The 18,028-nt window shown below is 64.0% G+C and carries 15 protein-coding genes; 12 read left to right on the top strand and 3 right to left on the bottom strand.

Annotated features, from left to right (window positions below; all coding sequences use genetic code 11):
- Nucleotides 1-128 precede the first annotated feature (128 nt).
- Nucleotides 129-1,688, bottom strand: a complete 1,560-nt coding sequence (locus tag C9427_RS20535; protein WP_107650918.1) for a tlde1 domain-containing protein — start codon at nucleotides 1,686-1,688, stop codon at nucleotides 129-131.
- Nucleotides 1,689-2,207: 519 nt separating this feature from the next.
- On the opposite strand from C9427_RS20535, the gene C9427_RS20530 reads away from it, so the two are divergent.
- From C9427_RS20530 to C9427_RS20515, 3 genes are all read left to right on the top strand, one after another.
- The gene (locus tag C9427_RS20530; protein ID WP_107650917.1) at nucleotides 2,208-3,713 is read left to right on the top strand and encodes a multicopper oxidase family protein; all 1,506 of its coding nucleotides are present in this window, start codon (nucleotides 2,208-2,210) and stop codon (nucleotides 3,711-3,713) included.
- Nucleotides 3,714-4,159: 446 nt separating this feature from the next.
- On the top strand, nucleotides 4,160-4,558 hold the full coding sequence (gene cueR, locus C9427_RS20520) for a Cu(I)-responsive transcriptional regulator (RefSeq protein ID WP_107650916.1): 399 nt from the start codon (nucleotides 4,160-4,162) through the stop codon (nucleotides 4,556-4,558).
- Nucleotides 4,555-5,103, top strand: a complete 549-nt coding sequence (locus C9427_RS20515; RefSeq protein ID WP_245437115.1) for a cytochrome c — start codon at nucleotides 4,555-4,557, stop codon at nucleotides 5,101-5,103. The genes cueR and C9427_RS20515 overlap by 4 nt, the downstream gene beginning before the upstream one ends.
- 79 nt (nucleotides 5,104-5,182) lie before the next feature.
- On the opposite strand, the gene C9427_RS20510 is transcribed toward C9427_RS20515, so the two are convergent.
- Both C9427_RS20510 and C9427_RS20505 read right to left on the bottom strand, forming a co-directional pair.
- A complete protein-coding gene (locus C9427_RS20510) occupies nucleotides 5,183-6,622 on the bottom strand; it encodes an FAD-binding oxidoreductase (RefSeq protein WP_107650914.1) in 1,440 nt (479 codons plus the stop codon).
- Between the two features lie 123 nt (nucleotides 6,623-6,745).
- Nucleotides 6,746-7,600: a helix-turn-helix domain-containing protein gene (locus tag C9427_RS20505; RefSeq protein WP_245437114.1), complete on the bottom strand. Its 855-nt coding sequence runs from the start codon at nucleotides 7,598-7,600 to the stop codon at nucleotides 6,746-6,748.
- 183 nt (nucleotides 7,601-7,783) lie between these two features.
- Between C9427_RS20505 and C9427_RS20500 the strand changes: the two genes are divergently transcribed.
- The 9 genes from C9427_RS20500 (at nucleotide 7,784) to C9427_RS20460 (ending at nucleotide 18,007) form a co-directional block, all read left to right on the top strand.
- Nucleotides 7,784-8,548: a phytanoyl-CoA dioxygenase family protein gene (locus tag C9427_RS20500; protein WP_107650950.1), complete on the top strand. Its 765-nt coding sequence runs from the start codon at nucleotides 7,784-7,786 to the stop codon at nucleotides 8,546-8,548.
- Between the two features lie 239 nt (nucleotides 8,549-8,787).
- Nucleotides 8,788-9,810, top strand: a complete 1,023-nt coding sequence (locus tag C9427_RS20495) for an ABC transporter permease (RefSeq protein WP_107650912.1) — start codon at nucleotides 8,788-8,790, stop codon at nucleotides 9,808-9,810.
- Nucleotides 9,811-9,862: 52 nt separating this feature from the next.
- Nucleotides 9,863-10,831, top strand: coding sequence for a sugar ABC transporter substrate-binding protein (locus C9427_RS20490; RefSeq protein ID WP_107650911.1), 969 nt, complete (start codon nucleotides 9,863-9,865; stop codon nucleotides 10,829-10,831).
- Between the two features lie 61 nt (nucleotides 10,832-10,892).
- Complete coding sequence (locus C9427_RS20485; protein WP_107650910.1) at nucleotides 10,893-12,410, top strand: sugar ABC transporter ATP-binding protein; 1,518 nt, start codon at nucleotides 10,893-10,895, stop codon at nucleotides 12,408-12,410.
- Nucleotides 12,411-12,433: 23 nt separating this feature from the next.
- The gene (gene rbsK / locus C9427_RS20480) at nucleotides 12,434-13,399 is read left to right on the top strand and encodes a ribokinase (RefSeq protein WP_107650909.1); all 966 of its coding nucleotides are present in this window, start codon (nucleotides 12,434-12,436) and stop codon (nucleotides 13,397-13,399) included.
- On the top strand, nucleotides 13,396-13,857 hold the full coding sequence (rbsD, locus tag C9427_RS20475) for a D-ribose pyranase (RefSeq protein WP_107650949.1): 462 nt from the start codon (nucleotides 13,396-13,398) through the stop codon (nucleotides 13,855-13,857). The genes rbsK and rbsD overlap by 4 nt, the downstream gene beginning before the upstream one ends.
- Before the next feature lies 1 nt (nucleotide 13,858).
- Nucleotides 13,859-14,686, top strand: coding sequence for a 3-methyl-2-oxobutanoate hydroxymethyltransferase (locus C9427_RS20470; protein ID WP_107650908.1), 828 nt, complete (start codon nucleotides 13,859-13,861; stop codon nucleotides 14,684-14,686).
- 113 nt (nucleotides 14,687-14,799) lie between these two features.
- Entirely contained in the window at nucleotides 14,800-15,684 is an 885-nt protein-coding gene (locus C9427_RS20465) for a helix-turn-helix domain-containing protein (protein WP_107650948.1), read from the top strand.
- Nucleotides 15,685-15,838: 154 nt separating this feature from the next.
- Nucleotides 15,839-18,007, top strand: a complete 2,169-nt coding sequence (locus tag C9427_RS20460; protein WP_107650907.1) for a TonB-dependent siderophore receptor — start codon at nucleotides 15,839-15,841, stop codon at nucleotides 18,005-18,007.
- Nucleotides 18,008-18,028: the final 21 nt, after the last annotated feature.

Raw genomic sequence — 18,028 nt, 5'->3', positions numbered from 1 at the left:
TGCCCAGCCGGGAATGAAAACGGTTTCGGTGGCGGCTGCTGACAATCGGGTGGCTGTGGCGGCTTTCATTCTCGCCGCTGCGGGTCTACGCGCCGAGCTCCTTCGACGCGATCCGCGTCAGCGGCTGGTTAGCCGCGCACGACGAGGCGCTTGATCTTGCCCTTCTTGTAGGCGGCTAGGAAGCGCGCATAGTCCTTGAAGGCCACGCAGCCATGGGATTCCGCACGGCCGCCGCGCAGCAGGTAGCTGTGGGCGAGCAGGCCGTCGCGGCCATACTTGTTGTTGCCGCTGGTGGGGGTGAGACGTATCGCCTCGACGCCGTAGAAACGCGATTCGCGCAGCTTCAAGTCATAGGTGCCGGGCGGTGTCGGGCCGACATTCTTGCGGTTGGCGTAGCGCGGCTGATCGGCCATCGGGCCAATTCCCGAATGCGCCTCGAGTCGCGAACCGTCTGGCATATAGACGGTTTTCGCCGAGATATCGTAGACGGCGACGCCGCTGCCCAGGGATGGCCTGGTGAAAAGATTCTTGAAGGCTCCGCCGACGCCGCGCTCAGGATTGTCCGGCTTGGCATAGGCCAGCATATCGCCGGCCTGAGCTTTCGATCGCTTGGCCGGCTTGCCCCGGCCGCTTTGCGTGCCCTGGCCGCTTTGCGTGCCCTGGCTGGCACGCGTGTTCCGGCTGGCCGGGTTGCCTTGCACGCCTTGGCTGCCTTCCACGCCTGGCAGCGCGGCGAGTGCCGAATTGCGCGGCGACAAGGCTCTTGGAGATTGCGTCTCGACTTGCGGCGCATCGACCGTCTTGCTTGCCTTGGCCTTGGGTGCCTGGGCAGCCTTGGAAGGCTTGGCCTGCTGGGTGCTCGATGCCTTGGGCGCCTCGACCGCCAGCGCCTCGTCCGGCTGCTCGATTTTCGCCTGCGGACGGAAACTTGGCACCGGAATGCTGTCGGGCATCTCGTCCTGCGGCGGCAGCGAGGCCACTTGCATTTCGCCCTGCTGCGGCTCTTGCGCGGCGGCAGCATCATTTGCCATTGCCGCCGGCGGCAGCACATCGATCATCTGTTCAGGGATCGTCTGTTCCGGCAATGCGTTTGCCAACGCCAGCGCCAGACGTGAGGATCGTTCGATCTCGGCGACCTCAGGCCCGAAGCGCTCGGAGGCGGGACCATGCAGGTCCGGCACGCGCGCGGCGCCTGCATAGCGAGCCCCCACCGGCAGGCTGGCAAGCGCCAAGGATGGGCCGGGGACGTGAGAAGAGGCATTGGCAAAGGCGGCGGCAAGCTTTTGCGGCGACAACGCAGCTTTCGCCACCACGCTATCGAAGCGGTCGCGGACAGCAGCGGCCTCGTTCGACCGCGCCAAAGGCTTGATGCGCGCCGCCTTGCCATCGTGCGAGAAGCTGCCGGCGGCGTTCCGACAGCCGGCGTCGCATCGATTGAGCAGCGATGCCTGCCGGCTGGTCGAGAGCTGCGGCGCCCATGAATTTGAATTGGCCCATGAATTTGCAAGCGTGCTGCGCTGATCGGCGAACGCGATGGTGCGCGGTGCAAGCAGGCTCTGCGGCAGGCTGTTGGAAGCGGCGGTGAGCGATGTCCCCACCGAGTAGAGGCCGGCCATGGTCGCCACCGACCACAAAACGACCGCTGCGCCAACGGCTGGAACCGCGACCCAACGCAGGCTGGGCCTCATCGAAGTCAATCCAGATGGATTGTCACGCCGGGTTTTCGAATACACAAACGCCATACAACACTCTCAATCGGCTTGCCGGCTTGCGCCCTCGCATCCGTTACGATCACAGTTCGCCTGATGCCCCCCGGCACCCTTCGCTGCTGTTGCCGATTGATTCAAAAGATGGACAAAGTTGGTTAACCAATCCCTCCACCGGTCGCCGATTTGGCGGCGGTCACTTCGAAATATGCACCCTTCATGACTATGAAAGTGGCAAAATTGCCCTCCATATCCGGCTTTGCTGCCCGTTTTCGCCGGTCGAGTCAAGCAAACGAAATGACTAGACCTTGCTGGCGCGTGGCAGTTGGAGGCCGGTTCGGGTCAAAAACTGGCGACGGCGACAAGCCACGCTTCTAACCGTGGAGGCTTCGTTCGGCTAACCAACGGGAAGATGGGCGTGACGGCTCTCCTCAACAAACACACTTGACCTTCCAGCGACTGGAACCCTTAGCGTCTTCGCGTGACGGCTGGAGACGACAGATGCATCGACGTAGTTTTCTGAAGGCGGGCCTCGTGACGGTTCTTGCGGGCCGACCCGCCATGGCCCAGATGAAAATGGACGGCATGCCGGGCATGGGCGACCACTCGGGCCATGACATGGGCGCGCCACCGCAAAGCGCTATCGTGTTGCCCGAAGGCGAGGCGTTGCGCGACTTGCCCCGCCTCGCTAACGAAGCCGCCACGCCCGGCCAGTTCAGGGCGAGGCTGACGGCCGAGCCCGCCACGGCGCGCTTTGCCGAAGGACTCGACACGCCGATCCTCGGCTATAACGGCATGAGCCCCGGGCCGCTGATCGAAGCGGTCGAGGGCGACCGCGTCGAGATCGCCTTCGCCAACCGGATTGCGGACGAGGCCAGCACCATCCACTGGCATGGCATGCCAGTGCCGGCCGACCAGGACGGCAATCCCATGGATCCGGTCGCGACGGGCGCCGAGCGCACCTACAGCTTCGAACTGCCGGAAGGAAGCGCCGGCTCCTACTGGTATCACCCACACCCGCACGGCAAGACGGCCGAGCAGGTCTATCGCGGCCTTGCCGGCGTGTTCCTAGTCAAGCCAAGGACCGACCCCATTCCGGCCGCGTATGGCGATACCGTGCTGGTGTTCACTGACCTTCGCCTCGCCGCGGACGGCTCCATTCCAGACAACACGATGATGGATCTGATGAACGGGCGCGTCGGCGACCATGTACTGGTCAACGGACAGAGGAACCCTGTGCTGTCGGTGCCCTTTGGCACGAAGCGGCGTTTCCGGCTTTACAATGCGACCAACGCGCGCTTCTTGCGACTCTCCTTCGACGGCGCGCCGATGACGATCATCGGGACGGACGGCGGTCTGTTGGAGGCGCCAGTGGCGGCAGACGACATCCTGCTCAGCCCGGCGGAACGCCTCGAAGTGATTGTCTCCTTCGAGAAACCTGGCCCCGCGACGCTGTATACGCTCGATTACGATCGCGGCTGGATGGGCGCTGGCCGGCCTGCCGATGCCGGCCTGACGCTGCTCACCGTCCATGTGTCGCAGACGCCGGCCGAACCGGTCCCGCCGCTGCCCGACAGGCTGCGGCCGATCGCGCGGCTTGGTGCGCCCTCAATCAGCCGGCGCTTCGTTTTCACCGAAACCATGGCCATGAATGCCAGCGGCATGGAGATGGGGTTCCTGATCAACGGCGTCGCCTTCGACATGGGGCGTGTCGACATCGTTGCCAAACAAGGCGAGGTCGAGCTCTGGGAAATCGTCAACGAGGCCGACATGGATCATCCCTTCCATGTGCATGGCACCCAGTTCCAGGTGGTCGAGCACGAACGCGACGGCAAGATCTCGAAAGCGCACTACCTCGCCTGGAAAGACACCGTCAACGTCGCGCGCGGCGAGACGGTGCGGCTCCTGCTGCGGCAGGACCGGCCCGGGCCGCGCATGTATCACTGCCACATCCTGGAACATGAACAACTCGGCATGATGGGCATTGTCGACGTGCGGGAGGCATAAGCACGTCGAGGTGGTCGTCCGCTCGCCCAATTGATCACCGGCCCCAGGACGTTGCCTAACGAGGCAATGGCCAAGAGTGCCCAAGGCTCATAGGTGCCGCGCTGCAGCAGGGCCACAAGCACCCCTTCAGACTGGGCAGGCAGAATCGTCGCCGCGATCAACCCGCTGAGAAACAATCCGGCATAAGCGGCAAATCCGTCCAAGTGCTGATTATCGCAGCTCACTTGACGTCGATTTTCGCCCAATCGGCCGCACTGGCGAGATCGAACGAACCGAGTCTTTCATTTCAGATTCTCCCAAATGCGAACGGTGGTAAACCCTGGGGGCTTCAGCCGCCGGAAGGTCAAGCGCGAAATGCCTATGACCTACCCTATCAAAATTGCCCAGGCGGTGTTGACCTTCCAGTTGCTGGAAGGTCTATCCCCCCTGCAAAGGAGATTTTGATCATGAACATCGGTATCGCATCTGAAAAATCCGGCCTGCCATCCAAGACGATACGCTACTACGAGGACATCGGCCTTGTACGTCCGGCCCGGACCGACAACGGCTATCGCGACTACTCGGTCTCCGACATCCACCGCTTGCGATTTCTGCAGCGCTCGCGCAGCCTGGGGTTTTCGGTCGACGAGTGCCGCCAGTTGCTGTCGCTCTATCACGACAAGGACCGCGAGAGTGCGGACGTCAAGGCCATAGCCGAGGCCAGGCTGGTGGAGATCGACCGAAAGATAGCCGAACTCAACGGGTTGTGCTGTCTGCTGCATCATATGATCGAGCATTGCCATGGCGACGACAGGCCGGATTGCCCGATCATCGACGAACTGGCGGGAGAAAGCCTAGTCCAGTGAAATGGACTGCCGCAGCCGCCACGCTCTCGCTTGCCTGTACGTGCTCGGTGGTCGCCGCAGGCGGCCGCGACGCGATCGTCGAGGCACGCCAGGCTTCGATGAAGGAGATGGCGGCCGCCGCCAAAACCATCGCCGGAATCTTCGACGGCAAGCTGGCCTATGACGCAGCGGCGTTCAAGGCGGCGGCCGAGACCATCCGCGCCCGCTCCGGCCCTGCCCTGATCGCGGAATTTCCCAGCACGACATTGGGCGCGCCTTCAGGCGCCAGGTTGGAAATTGAACAAGCTCGTCCGGAATTCGAGGCGCTGGCAAATCACATGGGGACGCTGGCCGAGGCACTGGCCGCCAAGGCCAGGCAGGCACCGGCCGGCATCACCGGCGATATGAGGATGGGTTCCGGCCTGGCGATGGGCGGCGGCAGCTTGCTCGGCAAGCGGCCGGCGGCGGAGGCCGATCCCGCCAAACTTCCGGTCGAGCACCTCCTGCATCTTATCCTGCAGGATTGCTCAAGCTGTCATTCGAAGTTCCGGCAAAAGGTCCAGTAACGGTCCTATCGGAACGCGTGACCGGCCCGCGCGCGGCATCCGCCGTCGGAGGCGCGGGCCTTGCCGCTACGCGCTCACCCTATGCGGCCTGCAGTTTTTCCCTCGGCCACAGATTCTGGTTCATGCGGAACAGATTCAGCGGGTCGTAGCGCTGCTTGATCTCCAGAAGCCGCCGATAGTTGTCGCCATAGGCCGCTTCGACCCTGTCGACCTCGTCCTCGGGCATGAAATTCACATAGGCCGTGCCCGCGGCATAGGGCTTGGCCGCCTCATAGATACCGCGCGCCCAGTCGATGCAGGTCCTGTCCATTCCCGGTTCGCGCCAGCGGGCGTGGACATTCATGACGAAATGCGCGCTGCGCTGCGGGAACGCCGTTGCGTCCGCTTTCACCCGGCCCGCCGCGCCGCCGACATGGCCAAGGAATATTTCGCATTCAGGCCCGGGAAGCCTTGGTATCGCTGCCGTGACGACCTCGATCGCGCTATCGGAAAGCCCGGTGAAATCATGGCTCTTCCAATAGTTGCGGGCGCCTGATGTAAGCAGCGGATCGAATGCCTGCTGCCAGCCCGCGAACGGATTGGGACCGACGACATCGACAATCGGCGTGCCGATGGCGCGAAGCCTTTTCGTCGCTCTCTTTCCCTCCTGAAGATCGCCGCAATAGCACATGGCCAGAACCAGCACCTCCTTGCCGTGCCATTCAGCCGGCAGGAAGGGTAGTGGCGGCGCCTGCCGCATGACCACCCAGCAGGTCAGTTCGTCGGGCGCCAGCTCGAGCGCATCACGGTATTCCCGCAGCACCTCCTGGGCATCGGCAAAGGGATGAACGACAAGTCCCGACAGAACCTGGGGACCGACACGGTGAAGCTTGAACTCGAAAGCCGTGACGACACCGAAATTGCCGCCGCCGCCGCGCAGCGCCCAGAACAGGTCCGGATTCTCGGTCTGGCTGACGCGCAGCAGCTTGCCGTCGGCGGTCACCACATCGGCGCTGAGAAGATTGTCGATGGTCAGGCCAAATTTTCGCGTCAGCCAGCCGAAGCCGCCGCCCAGCGTCAGGCCGGATATGCCGGTGGTCGAATTGATGCCGGTCGGTATCGCCAGTCCGAAAGCCTGCGTTTCCAGGTCGACATCGGCAAGCGTTGCCCCAGGCTCCACCCATACCCGCCGCGTCGGCGGATCGACCCGCACCGATTTCATCGGCGAAAGATCGATCATCAGGCCTCCGTCGCAGACGGCGCTGCCGGCAATGTTGTGGCCGCCGCCGCGAACAGCGACGAGAAGCCGGTTTTCCCTGGCGAAGTTCACGGCGGCAATGACATCGGCGGCGCCGGCACAGCGCACGATCAGCCCTGGCCGCCGGTCGATCATGGCATTCCAGATGCTGCGTGCCTCGTCATAGGCGCCATCGCCTTCCCTCAGCACCGAGCCGCGCAATTGCGTCGAGAGCGCTTCCAGGGCCGCGGCATCGATCGTCGTCTTGCCGCGTTCGAGTGTAGTGAGGCTCATGCTGTTCATGGCTTCCTCCCGCTTTGCTTATGAGCCGTTTTCCCGCCGTCCAACTCGGAAGTGTGCGCTTATATTAGAGATCGCGCAAGTTCTAGGGCGACTTGCGGCTGCTGCGAACGATCATGGGCCGGCTCAGTATCCCGGGCCGGTACCCAACTCGCTGCGCCGCCAGGCGGCCGGCGAGATCCCCACCGAGCGCTTGAACTCCCGCCCGAAATGATAGACGTCGCAGAAGCCGCAGGCCTCGGCGATTTCGGCCAGGGGCTGGTCGCTCTGCACCAGCAGCGATTGCGCCTGCATCAGCCGCTCGCGCATCAGCCACTGATGCGGACTTGTGCGCAGGTGCTTCTGGAACAGCCGCCGGATCTGCGAAGGGCCAAGGCCGGTAACAATGGACAGGTCCGGCGCGCTCCAGGCGAATCCGGGGTCGCCGCGCATGGCGTCCACCGCTGCGGCCAGTGCGTTCGGCAGATCGTCGGTGCCCGTGCCGGCCAGTGCGCGGTCGACCAGAAGCACGAATTCGGCGATCAGTTGGTTGAGCCTGAGGTCGAGACCGGCGTCGCGCCGCCGCAGCGCCGCAAACAACCGCTCGAACCAGGGGACCGGGTTCATCGCGTCGGTGAACACGGCCCGCAAGGTCCCCTCGCCGAACAGCTTGCGGCGCAGGATTGCCGGGTCCGGCCCGTCGAGCCTGAACCAGAGCAAGCTCCACGGATCATGCTCGTCGGCGGCATGGACATGCGGCGCCTCGTTCGCCATCCACACCAGCTGGCCGGGCCGCACCTCCAGCCGCTGTCCCAGCGTCTCGACGACGCCGCGGCCGGACAGGCAATAGAGGATGTCCTGGCCGGGATAGGCCGCGCGTTCTATCCGGTAATCCGGCGCCGCGGCGACCTTGCCCGCGCGCAGCACGCTGAATGCCGTGCGCGTCCAGCCGGCGGCCGGCACATAGTGGAAACTTTCTATAACAGACGTTCTTGCCCGCATGCGCGTTTTATACAAACATCGCGTCCTGCTGTCCATTTTGTTCCCCGCCAAGCAGCGCTATGGTCGCTCTCAAGAGGCAGGCGAGGTCGGCATTCACCAGGCCGAAACCCCGCTTTTCCCAAGGCTTTCAAGGTGCTCTGCGCCAATGACGGCCTCTTTCGCGAAGACCAGGGAGGCAAGACGATGCTCGCGATGACGAAGGAAGAAACGGAGCGCTACATCAGCGACGGATACATCATTCGCCAGGGGCTGCTGACCACGGCGGAGGTGGACGACTTCCGCGACCACGCCCGCAAGCAGTTGGAGGCGGAGAGCAGGACCGGCGCGGTCATGGCCAAGGGCGACAAGGAGGGCAAGACCACGCTTCTCAAGATGTGGACCAAGGCCGAGGACGACAAATACGGTCTGCTGGCCCGCGACGAGCGCATGGTCGATCTCGCCCAGGACGCCGTCGGCAAGCCGATCTATCTCTACAGCCACAAGATGACGATGAAGCAGCCCAACGAGGGCGGTGCCTGGGAATGGCATCAGGATTTCGGCTACTGGTACAATTACGGCTGCCTCGCGCCGGAGATGATGAGCATCTATGTCGCGCTCGACAAGGCGACCCGCGAGAATGGCTGCCTGCAGGTGCTCAAGGGTTCGCACAAGCTCGGCCGCCTCAACCACATCCGCGAGAACGACCAGACCAATGTCGAGCAGGAACATCTGGAAGCCGCGCTGAAGCGCTATGAGCATATCTATGTCGAGATGGAAGCCGGCGACGCGCTGATCTTCGACGGCAATCTGCTGCATCGCTCCGACGCCAACCGCTCCGATACCTATCGCTGGGGCTATATCTGCTCCTACAACGCTATCGAGAACGCGCCGTTCAAGAAGGTGCGCGAATACGGAAACTACGACGAGTTGCGCAAGGTGCCGGCCGGTTCCTTCCGCAAGGCGTCCTGACGTCGAAAGCAAGGGGCGGGCGCCCGCACCCGCACCGGACCTTGATCCCTCACCTTCGGGGCGGAAAAAGATCAGGTCGAACAAAGAGATAGAGTCGCATCCTGAATCTGTTTGGGATGATCGGGCTCTCATGCATCGACCCGTGCGCGAGCTCAGCCCGGGTCGATGAGGGAAGAACGGGAGAAGAGTGGCGAAGCCGGTCGCGACCGGCACCTCGCCGCACGCAGGGAGGATGCTGTATGGCCGATGCGGTCAGGACCGGCGCGCGCGCGCCAGCCACGGACCGATTGACGTTGGCGCGGCTGTTGCGGGCGCGCGAGGCGGGCGTGTTCATCGCGCTACTCGCGCTGTGCCTGTTCCTGTCCTTTGCCACTGACGGGTTCCTGACGTCGCTCAACCTGCTCAATGTCGGTCGCCAGATCTCCCTGCTCGGGATCATGGCGGTCGGCATGACATTCGTGCTGATCGCCGGAGAGGTCGACCTGTCGGTCGGCTCGACCTATGCATTCTCAGGCCTCGCCACCGGCATGTTGATCATCGCCGGCTGGGCGCTGCTGCCGGCGATCGGCGCGGGCCTCGCCACCGGCGTCGCCATCGGCCTCATCAACGGCGTGCTCTCCACCTATGGCCGCCTGCCCTCGCTGATCGCGACGCTCGGCATGCTCTCCATCGTGCGCGGCGCGGCCCTTATCCTGACCAACGGCCAGCCGGTGACAGTGAATGCCCGCAACGGCGCCCTGCCCGAGGTCCTGCAGTCCTTCGGCTACATGGGTCAGGGCTATCTGTTCAGCATCGTCCCGATGCAGCTCGTCTTTTTCGTCATCATCGCAGCCCTTGCCTGGGTGGTGCTGTCCTTCTCCAATTTCGGCTTCCGCGTCTATGCCGTCGGCGGCAGCGCCAAGGCCGCCCGCGTGTCCGGCATCTCCGTCAACTCGGTCAAGATCTGGGCCTTCGTGCTGATGGGCGTGCTGGCCGCCTTCGCCGGCATTTTGAGCATGGCCTTCCTGCCGAGCGGCCAGGCCGGACGCACCGGGGTCGGGCTGGAGCTCGACGTCATCGCTGCCACCATCGTCGGCGGCGCTTCGCTGTCGGGCGGCGAAGGCACGATCCTCGGCACCATCCTCGGCGTGCTGATCATCGGCGTCATGCGCAACGGCCTGGTGCTGATGGGCGTGTCGCCCTTCGTCCAGGAACTGATGATCGGCCTGGTCATCATCATTGCGGTCGGCATCGACAAATGGAGCACGCGCCGCACGAGCTGAAAGCAGAGCAACCAACAGGTCAAATCAAGGGCCAAACAAGGGAGGACTATCCATGAAACTTAGACATGTCATTCTCGCAGCCGCACTCAGCCTGCTGCCGCTGTCGGCCCATGCCGGCGCCAAGCTTGCCGATTTCGCGCTGGCCGACCGCATCAAGGCCAAGATCGCCGCCGGCCAGCCACTCGACATCTATGTCTCCTACCATGACGTCTCCAACGAATTCGCGCCGTTCATGAAGACCGGCGTCGAGCGCGCCGCCAAGGAGGACAAGGTCAGCGCGCAGTTCATCGGCCCCGTCGGCGCCGATGCCGATGGCCAGATCAGCGAGATCGAGACGCTGATGGGCAAGATGGACGGCCTGGCCATCTCCTCGGTCTCGACCGACGCGCTGGCGCCACTGATCGACCGCGTCATCGCCGCCGGCATCCCGGTGGTGACCTTCAACACCGACAATCCCGAAAGCAAGCGCCTCGCCTTCGCCGGCCAGGACCTCGTCCAGTCCGGCCGCGAGGCCGGCAAGCTGATGGCCAAGGTGCTGGGCGGCAAGGGCAAGGTGATGATCACCACGATCGACGCCGCCGCCCAGTGGTCGCTCGATCGCGAAAAGGGCGCGCGCGAGGCGCTCAAGGCCGAGCCCGGCATCGAGGTGGTCTCGACGCTCAACACCGGCACTGACCCACAAAAGATCTATTCGGCGATCGAGAACGCCATGCTGGCCAATCCGGCGATATCAGGCGTGCTGTCGCTCGAATGCTGCTCGACGCCGGCCGCCGGCACCTGGGTCGAACGCAACAAGGCCGCCGACAAGGTCAAGGTGGTCGGATTCGACCTGCTCGACCAGACAGTGCAGCTCGTACAGGACGGCAATGTCCAGGCGACGATCGACCAGGCGCCGGAGAAGCAGGGGTTTGCCGCCGTCGACCTGATCGTGCAGTTCCTCAAGGGCCAGCCGATTGAAAATCTCGACACTGGCGTCGGCGTCTACACCAAGGAAAACATCGCCGAGGTCGCCAAGAAGTAACATGCCAGCGTAACGTGAGTTGCCGGCCCTGAGGTCGGCAGCTCTCCGTTCAGCCAGCCTCATGACCGAGCAACAGACGCCTGCCCCCATCGTCGAAATCTCCGGCCTGACCAAGCGGTTTCCCGGCGTGCTGGCGCTCGACCGTATTTCCATCGACTTCCGCCCTGGCGAAGTGCATGCCGTCGTCGGCGAGAACGGCGCCGGCAAATCGACCTTGATGAACATCCTTGCCGGCGACCTGCAGCCTAACGGTGGCGAAATCCGCATCGACGGCAGGCAAGCCACCATCGCCTCGCCGCTGGCCAGCCGGGCCGCCGGCATCACCGTGGTCTATCAGGAACTGGCGCTCTGCCCGACACTGACCATCGCCGACAACATCATGATGTCGGACATGGCGGCGCGCTCGGCCGTGTCTTTGGTACCGCGCGACACGATGCGGCGCGAGGCGCGCGCGGCCTTGTCCCGCCTCGGCATGGGCAAGCTCGACCCCGATACCAGGGTCGGCCGGCTTTCCGTCGCCGAGATGCAGCTGGTCGAGATCGCCGGCGCCATCCGCCAGCGAGCCCGCGTGCTTGTGCTAGACGAACCCAATTCGGCACTTTCCAAACGCGAGAGCGAGCGGCTGTTCGACATCGTCAGGCAATTGCGCGGCGAAGGCGTCACCGTCATCTACGTCTCGCATCATCTGAAGGAAGTGCTCGACCTTGCCAACCGCATCACAGTGATGCGCGACGGCCGCACCATCGAGACGCTGGACAATGACGGCCTGTCGGAAGACCGGCTGATCCGCGCCATGGTCGGCCGCGATCTCGACACGGCGGCGCAGTGGTCGTTGCAGCCCGACGCGCGGTCGGATGGCGCGCCGATCGTGCTATCGGTTGACAAGCTGACAGCGCCTAGCCTCGATGGCTTGAGCTTTCAAGCACGCGCCGGCGAAATCCTCGGCATTGGCGGTCTGCCGGATTCCGGCAAGGACATACTTGGCGAGGCCCTTTTCGGCCTGTGCGGCCGCAGCGGCCACATCACCATCGACGGCAAGGAATTGCGCGCCGCCGATCCGCACGCCTCGATCCGCAACGGCATGGCCCTGGTGCCGGCGGACCGGCGCGGCGCCGGCGCATTGTTGGCGATGAGCGTCGCCAACAACGTGGTCTCGGCCTCGCTGCCGCGCTTCTCGCTTGCCGGCTTCATGCGGCGCGGCGCGGTCCGCCGCGAAGCCCGCGCGCAGGTCGCCCGGCTCGACGCGCGCATTTCACATCTTGGCCAGAGACTGGCGACATTGTCCGGCGGCAACCAGCAGAAGATCATCCTCGGGCGCAGCCTCGTCACCAACCCGCGCGTGCTCATCCTGCACGAGCCGACGCGCGGCGTCGATATCGGCGCCAAGGCCGAGATCTACGCCATCCTGCGCGGCATTGCCGGCGAAGGCGTGGCAGTGGTCATGATCTCGTCGGAGATTCCGGAATTGATCATGAACGCCGAACGCGTTCTGGTGCTGCGCAACGGCCGGATCTCGGGCGAACTGACCGGCGCCGGCATCAACGAGGAAGCGATCCTGGCGCGCGCCATGGCGTCCTGAACGAAGCCCCGAACGAGGCATTGATGACCACCAGACCCCAGATCACGCCTAAGATCACAATCGTCGGCAGTTTCGCGGTCGGGCTGACCATGCGGGCGCCCAAGCTGCCGATCTTCGGCGAGACGATGCTCGGCACCGATTTCGACATGGGACCGGGCGGCAAGGGCTCCAACCAGGCCGTCGCCACGGCAAGGCTGGGTGCCGCCTCATCGCTGGTCGCCATCATCGGCACCGACAAGCTGGCCGGCATCGCCACCGACCTCTATGCCGCCGAGGGCGTGGATTCGAGCTTGGTGACGACGCGCACCGAGCGCGCCACCGGCGTCGGCTTCATCATCCTCAACGACAAGGGCGAGAATTTCATCATCCTCGACATGGGCGCCAACGAGCTGATGAATGCCGAGACCGTCGATACGGCGGACCAGCGCATTGCTGAAAGCGACGTCGTCATGACCGTGCTGGAAGTGCCGATCGCCGCTGCCGCCCGCGCCATGGAACTCGGCCGCAAGCATGGCGCCCGCACCATCCTCAATCCCGCGCCGGCACGCCAGCTTCCCGACACGATTTTCGCCTCCGTCGACTATCTGACCCCGAACGAAAGCGAACTGCGCATTCTGCTCGGCCTGCCGGCCGACGATGCGCGCTCCTCGCGCGAGCTCGCCGGCGAATTGCGCCGCCGCGGTGTCCGCAACGTCGTGGTGACGCTCGGCCGCAGCGGCGCGCTGATCCTGACCGACGAACTCGATGTGATGGTACCGGCGGTGCCGGTCAGCGTGGTCGACACGACCGGCGCCGGCGACGCGTTCAATTCGGGCTTCGCGGTGGCGCTCGCCGAAGGCCGCGACATCATCGACGCGGTCCGCTTCGGCGTCGTCTGCGGCGCAATCGCCTGCACCGAACTCGGCGTCATTCCCGGCCTGCCCCAGCGGGCCAAGGCCGACGCGCTCTACGCTGAGGCCCTGAAGACAACATGGAAGGAAACGACATGAACCGAAACCGGCTGCTCAATGCCGAACTGGCGCATGCCATCGCCTCGATGGGCCATGGCGACCTGATGATCGTCTGCGATGCGGGCTTTCCGATCCCCTCGACCGCCTGGCGCATCGACCTTGCCATCTCGCCGGACGTGCCGGACCTGGAGACTGTGCTGACGCCGATCGCGGCCAGCTTCATCGCCGAGCGCGTCGGCTATGCCGACACGCTGCCGGTGCACAATGCGCCCTTGCTGGCCAAGCTGAAGCGGCTGTTCCCCGACGCCGATTTCGAGACGACGAAGCACGAGACGATCCTCGCCGAGATGGCGGCAAAGGCCAAGGTCATCGTGCGCACCGGCGCCTTCGATCCGTGGGGCAACATCCTGCTTTATTCAGGCGTCGACGTGCCGGCCTGGTTCTCCAAGCCAGGTGTCGTGGCGCCCGACTACTACGCCAGGAAGATGAAAAGCTAAAATGCCGCGCATCTTCGATTTCGGCGGCCGCGAGGTCGAGCGCAGCCTGACTGTCGCGGACCTGCGCGCGCTCAAGGGCACCGGGCGTCATGCCGCCCAAGTGACGGCCGAGACAGCTGATGAAGCGGCGGCGGCCGAGGCTGCCGGCGTCGAGATGGTGGTCTGCCGCGCCGCCAACGTCTTGCGTGTGCGCGAGGGTTCGCGCCGCGTCTTCGTCACCGCTGCCCTCGGCTTCGCCGATGCCGTCACCGGCGACGAGATACTGCGCATTGCCTTTGGCGCCATCACATCAGGCGCCGATGCGGTGATCACCGGGCGCGGCCATGACAGTGTGCGGCTGCTCGCCAATGAACAGATACCGGTGATGGGGCATCTCGGCTTCGTGCCGCGCAAATCCACCTGGGTCGGCGGCATCAGGGCGGTCGGCAAGACCTCGGCCGAGGCGCTTGACCTATGGGACCGCTTCCGGCGGCTCGAGGATGCCGGCGCCTTCGCCGTCGAATGCGAGATCATCGCTGCCGAGGTGATGGCCGAGATCAACCGCCGCACCTCGCTCGTCACCGTCTCGCTTGGCTCGGGCACTGAGGCGGACGTCATCTTCCTGTTCACCTCGGACATTTGCGGCGAGAGCGCCCGGCTGCCGCGCCATGCGCGTGCCTGGGGCAATCTGGCCGCTTTGCACCAGTCCGTCAGGGACGCGCGGGTCGAGGCGCTGTCGGGCTTCCGCAAGGACGTCGCGAGCGGCAGCTATCCCAATGAAGCCGAAGTCGCCGGCATTACTGAGGCGGAGCTCGAGGAGTTTCGCGCGCGCCTGGACACACAGCGGTAGAGTCGACTTCGCTCGACGCCGCTCACTGCGTTTCTGCTGACCGGTAAAACTTGATAATTTCTGTCATGAAATATATCAAGGCCGAGGGATCATGCCATTACAGGGAAACGGACGTGGCCTTCGCTCCGCGCATGGAAAGTCGCATTCAGGGTTTTTCCGTCATAGGCGGCCTGAAAGGGCATGTCTGGGACGGCGTCGTCGCCGACCTCTGGGACGTCTCGTGCGCGGAGGAAGCGGGAGGCTATTATGTGTCTCCCGACCCCCGGCTCTTTGTGACGCTGAAGGTCGACGGCGACGGCGCCTTCTTCGTCGAGGGGGCGCGGGGCGAATTGCGCCGTCACGATCGGGCATTTTCCATGGCCTACATACCGGCGGGCGTGCCGATCAGGGGCCGGGTCGAGGGCCTGCGCCGCATCAAGCATCTCGATCTGCACTTCGACGAGGCGGCGTTGACGCGCCGCTTCGGCGGCAGCCTCGACCGCGAGGCGCTGCGTGTGTCGCGCTTCCAGTTTTGCGACGACCGGATCGCAGCGCTCGCCGGCCTGATCGCGACCGAATGCGACAGCGGCCTGCCGATGCACGACCTCTATGGCGAAGGCCTGCTGAACGCATTGTTCGCCGGGCTTTTTGAGATAGGACGGACGGACGGACCGCGGCGCCGCGCGCCGCTGTCCCGCCGCAAGCTGCGCCTAGTCACCGACTATATCGACGCGCATTGCCTGGGCAAGATTCGCCTCGCCGATCTCGCAGGGCTGACCGGCCTGTCCGAAACCGCCACCAGCCATGCCTTCAAGGCGGCCACCGGCGTGCCGCCGCACCGCTGGCAGATGCAGGCGCGGATCAGGAAGATCCAGGCCATGATGGCGCATGAACAGGCGTCGCTCGGTGATATCGCCGAAGCCACCGGCTTTTTCGATCAGGCGCATCTGACGCGGGTATTCAAATCCATCGTTGGGTTGACGCCGGGCGCCTGGATGGCCGCCCACCGGCGCCAATGATATTTCCCCGCAGCAGGGCGCAGCAAGGTCCGCCTTTTGGACAAAAATCGACAAACCGCGCAAATCCGTCCAATGATCCGCCTATAAGTTGAGGTAAACAGTCAGGTATATGTCTAGAGAACCTGGGGTTTGCCTTATGAACAGAATTTGCCGGATGAAGCTGCTTTTGGCAGGCGCCGCCATCGCCATGATCCCGCCCTTGACCGCGTTCGCCCAGGATGCGCAGACCGCCACCCAGCTCGAACCCGTGGTGGTCGAGGGCGATGCCGGCGACAGCGCGACCGGACCGGTCGACGGCGTCGTCGCCAAGAAGACCACGACCGGCTCCAAGACCGCGACCGCACTCAAGGAGATCCCGCAATCCGTCTCGGTGATCGGCCGTCAGGAGATTGACGATCAGGGCGCCCAGAAGGCCGACGAGGCGTTGCGCTACACCGCCGGCGTCTTCACCCAGCCCTTCGGTCCCGACAGCGACACCAACTGGATATTCATCCGTGGCTTCCAGGCGACGGCCACCGGCGTCTACATGGACGGCCTGCAACTGTTCAGCTACGGCTTCGGCGGCTTCTATGTCGATAGCTTCGGGCTGGAGCGCATCGAAGTGCTGAAAGGCCCGGCCTCGGTGCTCTATGGCGGCAGCAATCCGGGCGGCATCGTCAACTATGTCAGCAAGCGTCCCGACGGCCGGCAGCGCTATGTCGAAACCGGCGTCAACGACGCCGGCAATGTCTATCTCGGTTTCGATATTGGGGATGTCGCCAAGGACGGCGTGGTCAGCTATCGCGTCAACGGCCGCGTCGCCGGTGGCGATACCTACAGCGACCTGCAGGATGGCTGGCGCGGCTTCATCTCGCCAAGCATCACCTGGCAACCCGACGAACAGACCCGGCTGACCGTACTCGCCAATTTCAGCCACATCGATGAGAACCACAATGGCGGCAGCTTCCTGCCCTACGAAGGGACCGTCGTCGACAGGATTGTCGGCGGCGTAAATTATGGCCGCATCGACCGCGACGCCAATTTCACCGAACCGTCGATCGACCTCTACAAGCGCGAGCAGGGATCCCTCGGTTACGAGTTCGAACACACCTTCGACAATGACTGGACCGTTCGTTCCAATGCCCGCTTCACCGCCGCCGACATCAAGGAGGTCAGCGTCAACCCGAACGGCTGGTCAACGATCGGAGGGCCCACAGATCTGGCCCGCATTAATTTCGACCATGACACTCAGGCGCAAACCTTCCTCCTGGACAACCAGATCGAGGGCAAGGTGGTGACCGGCCCGATCGAACATACGATCCTCGCCGGCTTGGACTTCAAATATTACAACATCGACCAGGTGCAGTCGTCCGGTCTCTACGATCCAAACTATGACAATCCCATCGATGCCTTCGACCCTGTCTACGGCTCGCCACTGACGCCGCGCGTCAGCTATCTCAACCAGGACCTGACGCAAAAGCAGCTCGGCTTTTATGCGCAGGATCAGCTTCGCTTTGGCGACGGCTGGCTGGTGACACTGAACGGCCGCTATGATTGGGCCTGGCTCGAGGCCGACAACGGTCCGACCTTCTATAGTCCGACCTCCAGCACCCAGAGCAGGACCGGCGGCGATTTCTCCGGCCGCGCCGGTCTCGCCTATGAGTTCGACAACGGCATCACCCCCTATGCCAGCATCGCCACTTTCTTCAACCCGATCATCGGAACCGACGCGAACGGCGACCTGTTCAAGCCGGAAGAAGGCGTGCAATACGAAGTCGGCGTCAAATATGAGCCGACCTTCATCGATGGCTTGTTCACCCTGTCGCTCTTCGACCTGACGCGCCAGAATGTGGCCCTCGCCAGCGACACCGATCCTTTTGCCCAGGTCCAGGCCGACGAGCTACGCTCGCGCGGTGTGGAGATCGAAGGCAAGGTCAACGTCACCGAGGATCTCAGGGTCACTGCGGCGCTGACCGCCTACGATATCGACTTCACCAAGAGCGAAGACCCTTCGCTGATCGGCAAGACACCTTTCATCGTGCCCGAAGTCATGGCCTCGGCGTCCGTCGACTACACCTTGCGCGGCGGCTGGTATGACGGCATCTCGATCGGCACCGGCCTGCGGTATCTCGGCTCCTCATGGGCCGACAACGAGAACACGGCGAAGGTTCCAGCCGTCACGCTGGCCGATCTGAAGCTCGGCTATGAGAAGGAGAACTGGGGCGTCGACCTCAACATCACCAACCTCTTCGACAAGACCTATGTCGCAAGCTGCCAGACGCTCGTGACCTGCTCTTATGGCGAAGGTCGCTCGTTCAAGCTGAAGGCCCATACGACTTGGTAATTCTGTGCCGAATCCGCCAGC

The sequence above is a fragment of the Mesorhizobium helmanticense genome (assembly GCF_003034915.1).
Taxonomy (GTDB): domain Bacteria; phylum Pseudomonadota; class Alphaproteobacteria; order Rhizobiales; family Rhizobiaceae; genus Mesorhizobium; species Mesorhizobium helmanticense.
This window is presented reverse-complemented; position numbering and strand designations above follow the sequence as displayed.

Coding starts and splice junctions, on each gene's coding strand:
- C9427_RS20470 (WP_107650908.1), top strand. CDS start 13,859: ATGCCGCGCATCTTCGATTTCGGCGGCCGCGAGGTCGAGCGCAGCCTG.
- C9427_RS20495 (WP_107650912.1), top strand. CDS start 8,788: ATGGCCGATGCGGTCAGGACCGGCGCGCGCGCGCCAGCCACGGACCGA.
- rbsD (WP_107650949.1), top strand. CDS start 13,396: ATGAACCGAAACCGGCTGCTCAATGCCGAACTGGCGCATGCCATCGCC.
- rbsK (WP_107650909.1), top strand. CDS start 12,434: ATGACCACCAGACCCCAGATCACGCCTAAGATCACAATCGTCGGCAGT.
- C9427_RS20460 (WP_107650907.1), top strand. CDS start 15,839: ATGAAGCTGCTTTTGGCAGGCGCCGCCATCGCCATGATCCCGCCCTTG.
- cueR (WP_107650916.1), top strand. CDS start 4,160: ATGAACATCGGTATCGCATCTGAAAAATCCGGCCTGCCATCCAAGACG.
- C9427_RS20485 (WP_107650910.1), top strand. CDS start 10,893: ATGACCGAGCAACAGACGCCTGCCCCCATCGTCGAAATCTCCGGCCTG.
- C9427_RS20500 (WP_107650950.1), top strand. CDS start 7,784: ATGCTCGCGATGACGAAGGAAGAAACGGAGCGCTACATCAGCGACGGA.
- C9427_RS20530 (WP_107650917.1), top strand. CDS start 2,208: ATGCATCGACGTAGTTTTCTGAAGGCGGGCCTCGTGACGGTTCTTGCG.
- C9427_RS20490 (WP_107650911.1), top strand. CDS start 9,863: ATGAAACTTAGACATGTCATTCTCGCAGCCGCACTCAGCCTGCTGCCG.
- C9427_RS20510 (WP_107650914.1), bottom strand. CDS start 6,622: ATGAACAGCATGAGCCTCACTACACTCGAACGCGGCAAGACGACGATC.
- C9427_RS20535 (WP_107650918.1), bottom strand. CDS start 1,688: ATGAGGCCCAGCCTGCGTTGGGTCGCGGTTCCAGCCGTTGGCGCAGCG.
- C9427_RS20505 (WP_245437114.1), bottom strand. CDS start 7,600: ATGCGGGCAAGAACGTCTGTTATAGAAAGTTTCCACTATGTGCCGGCC.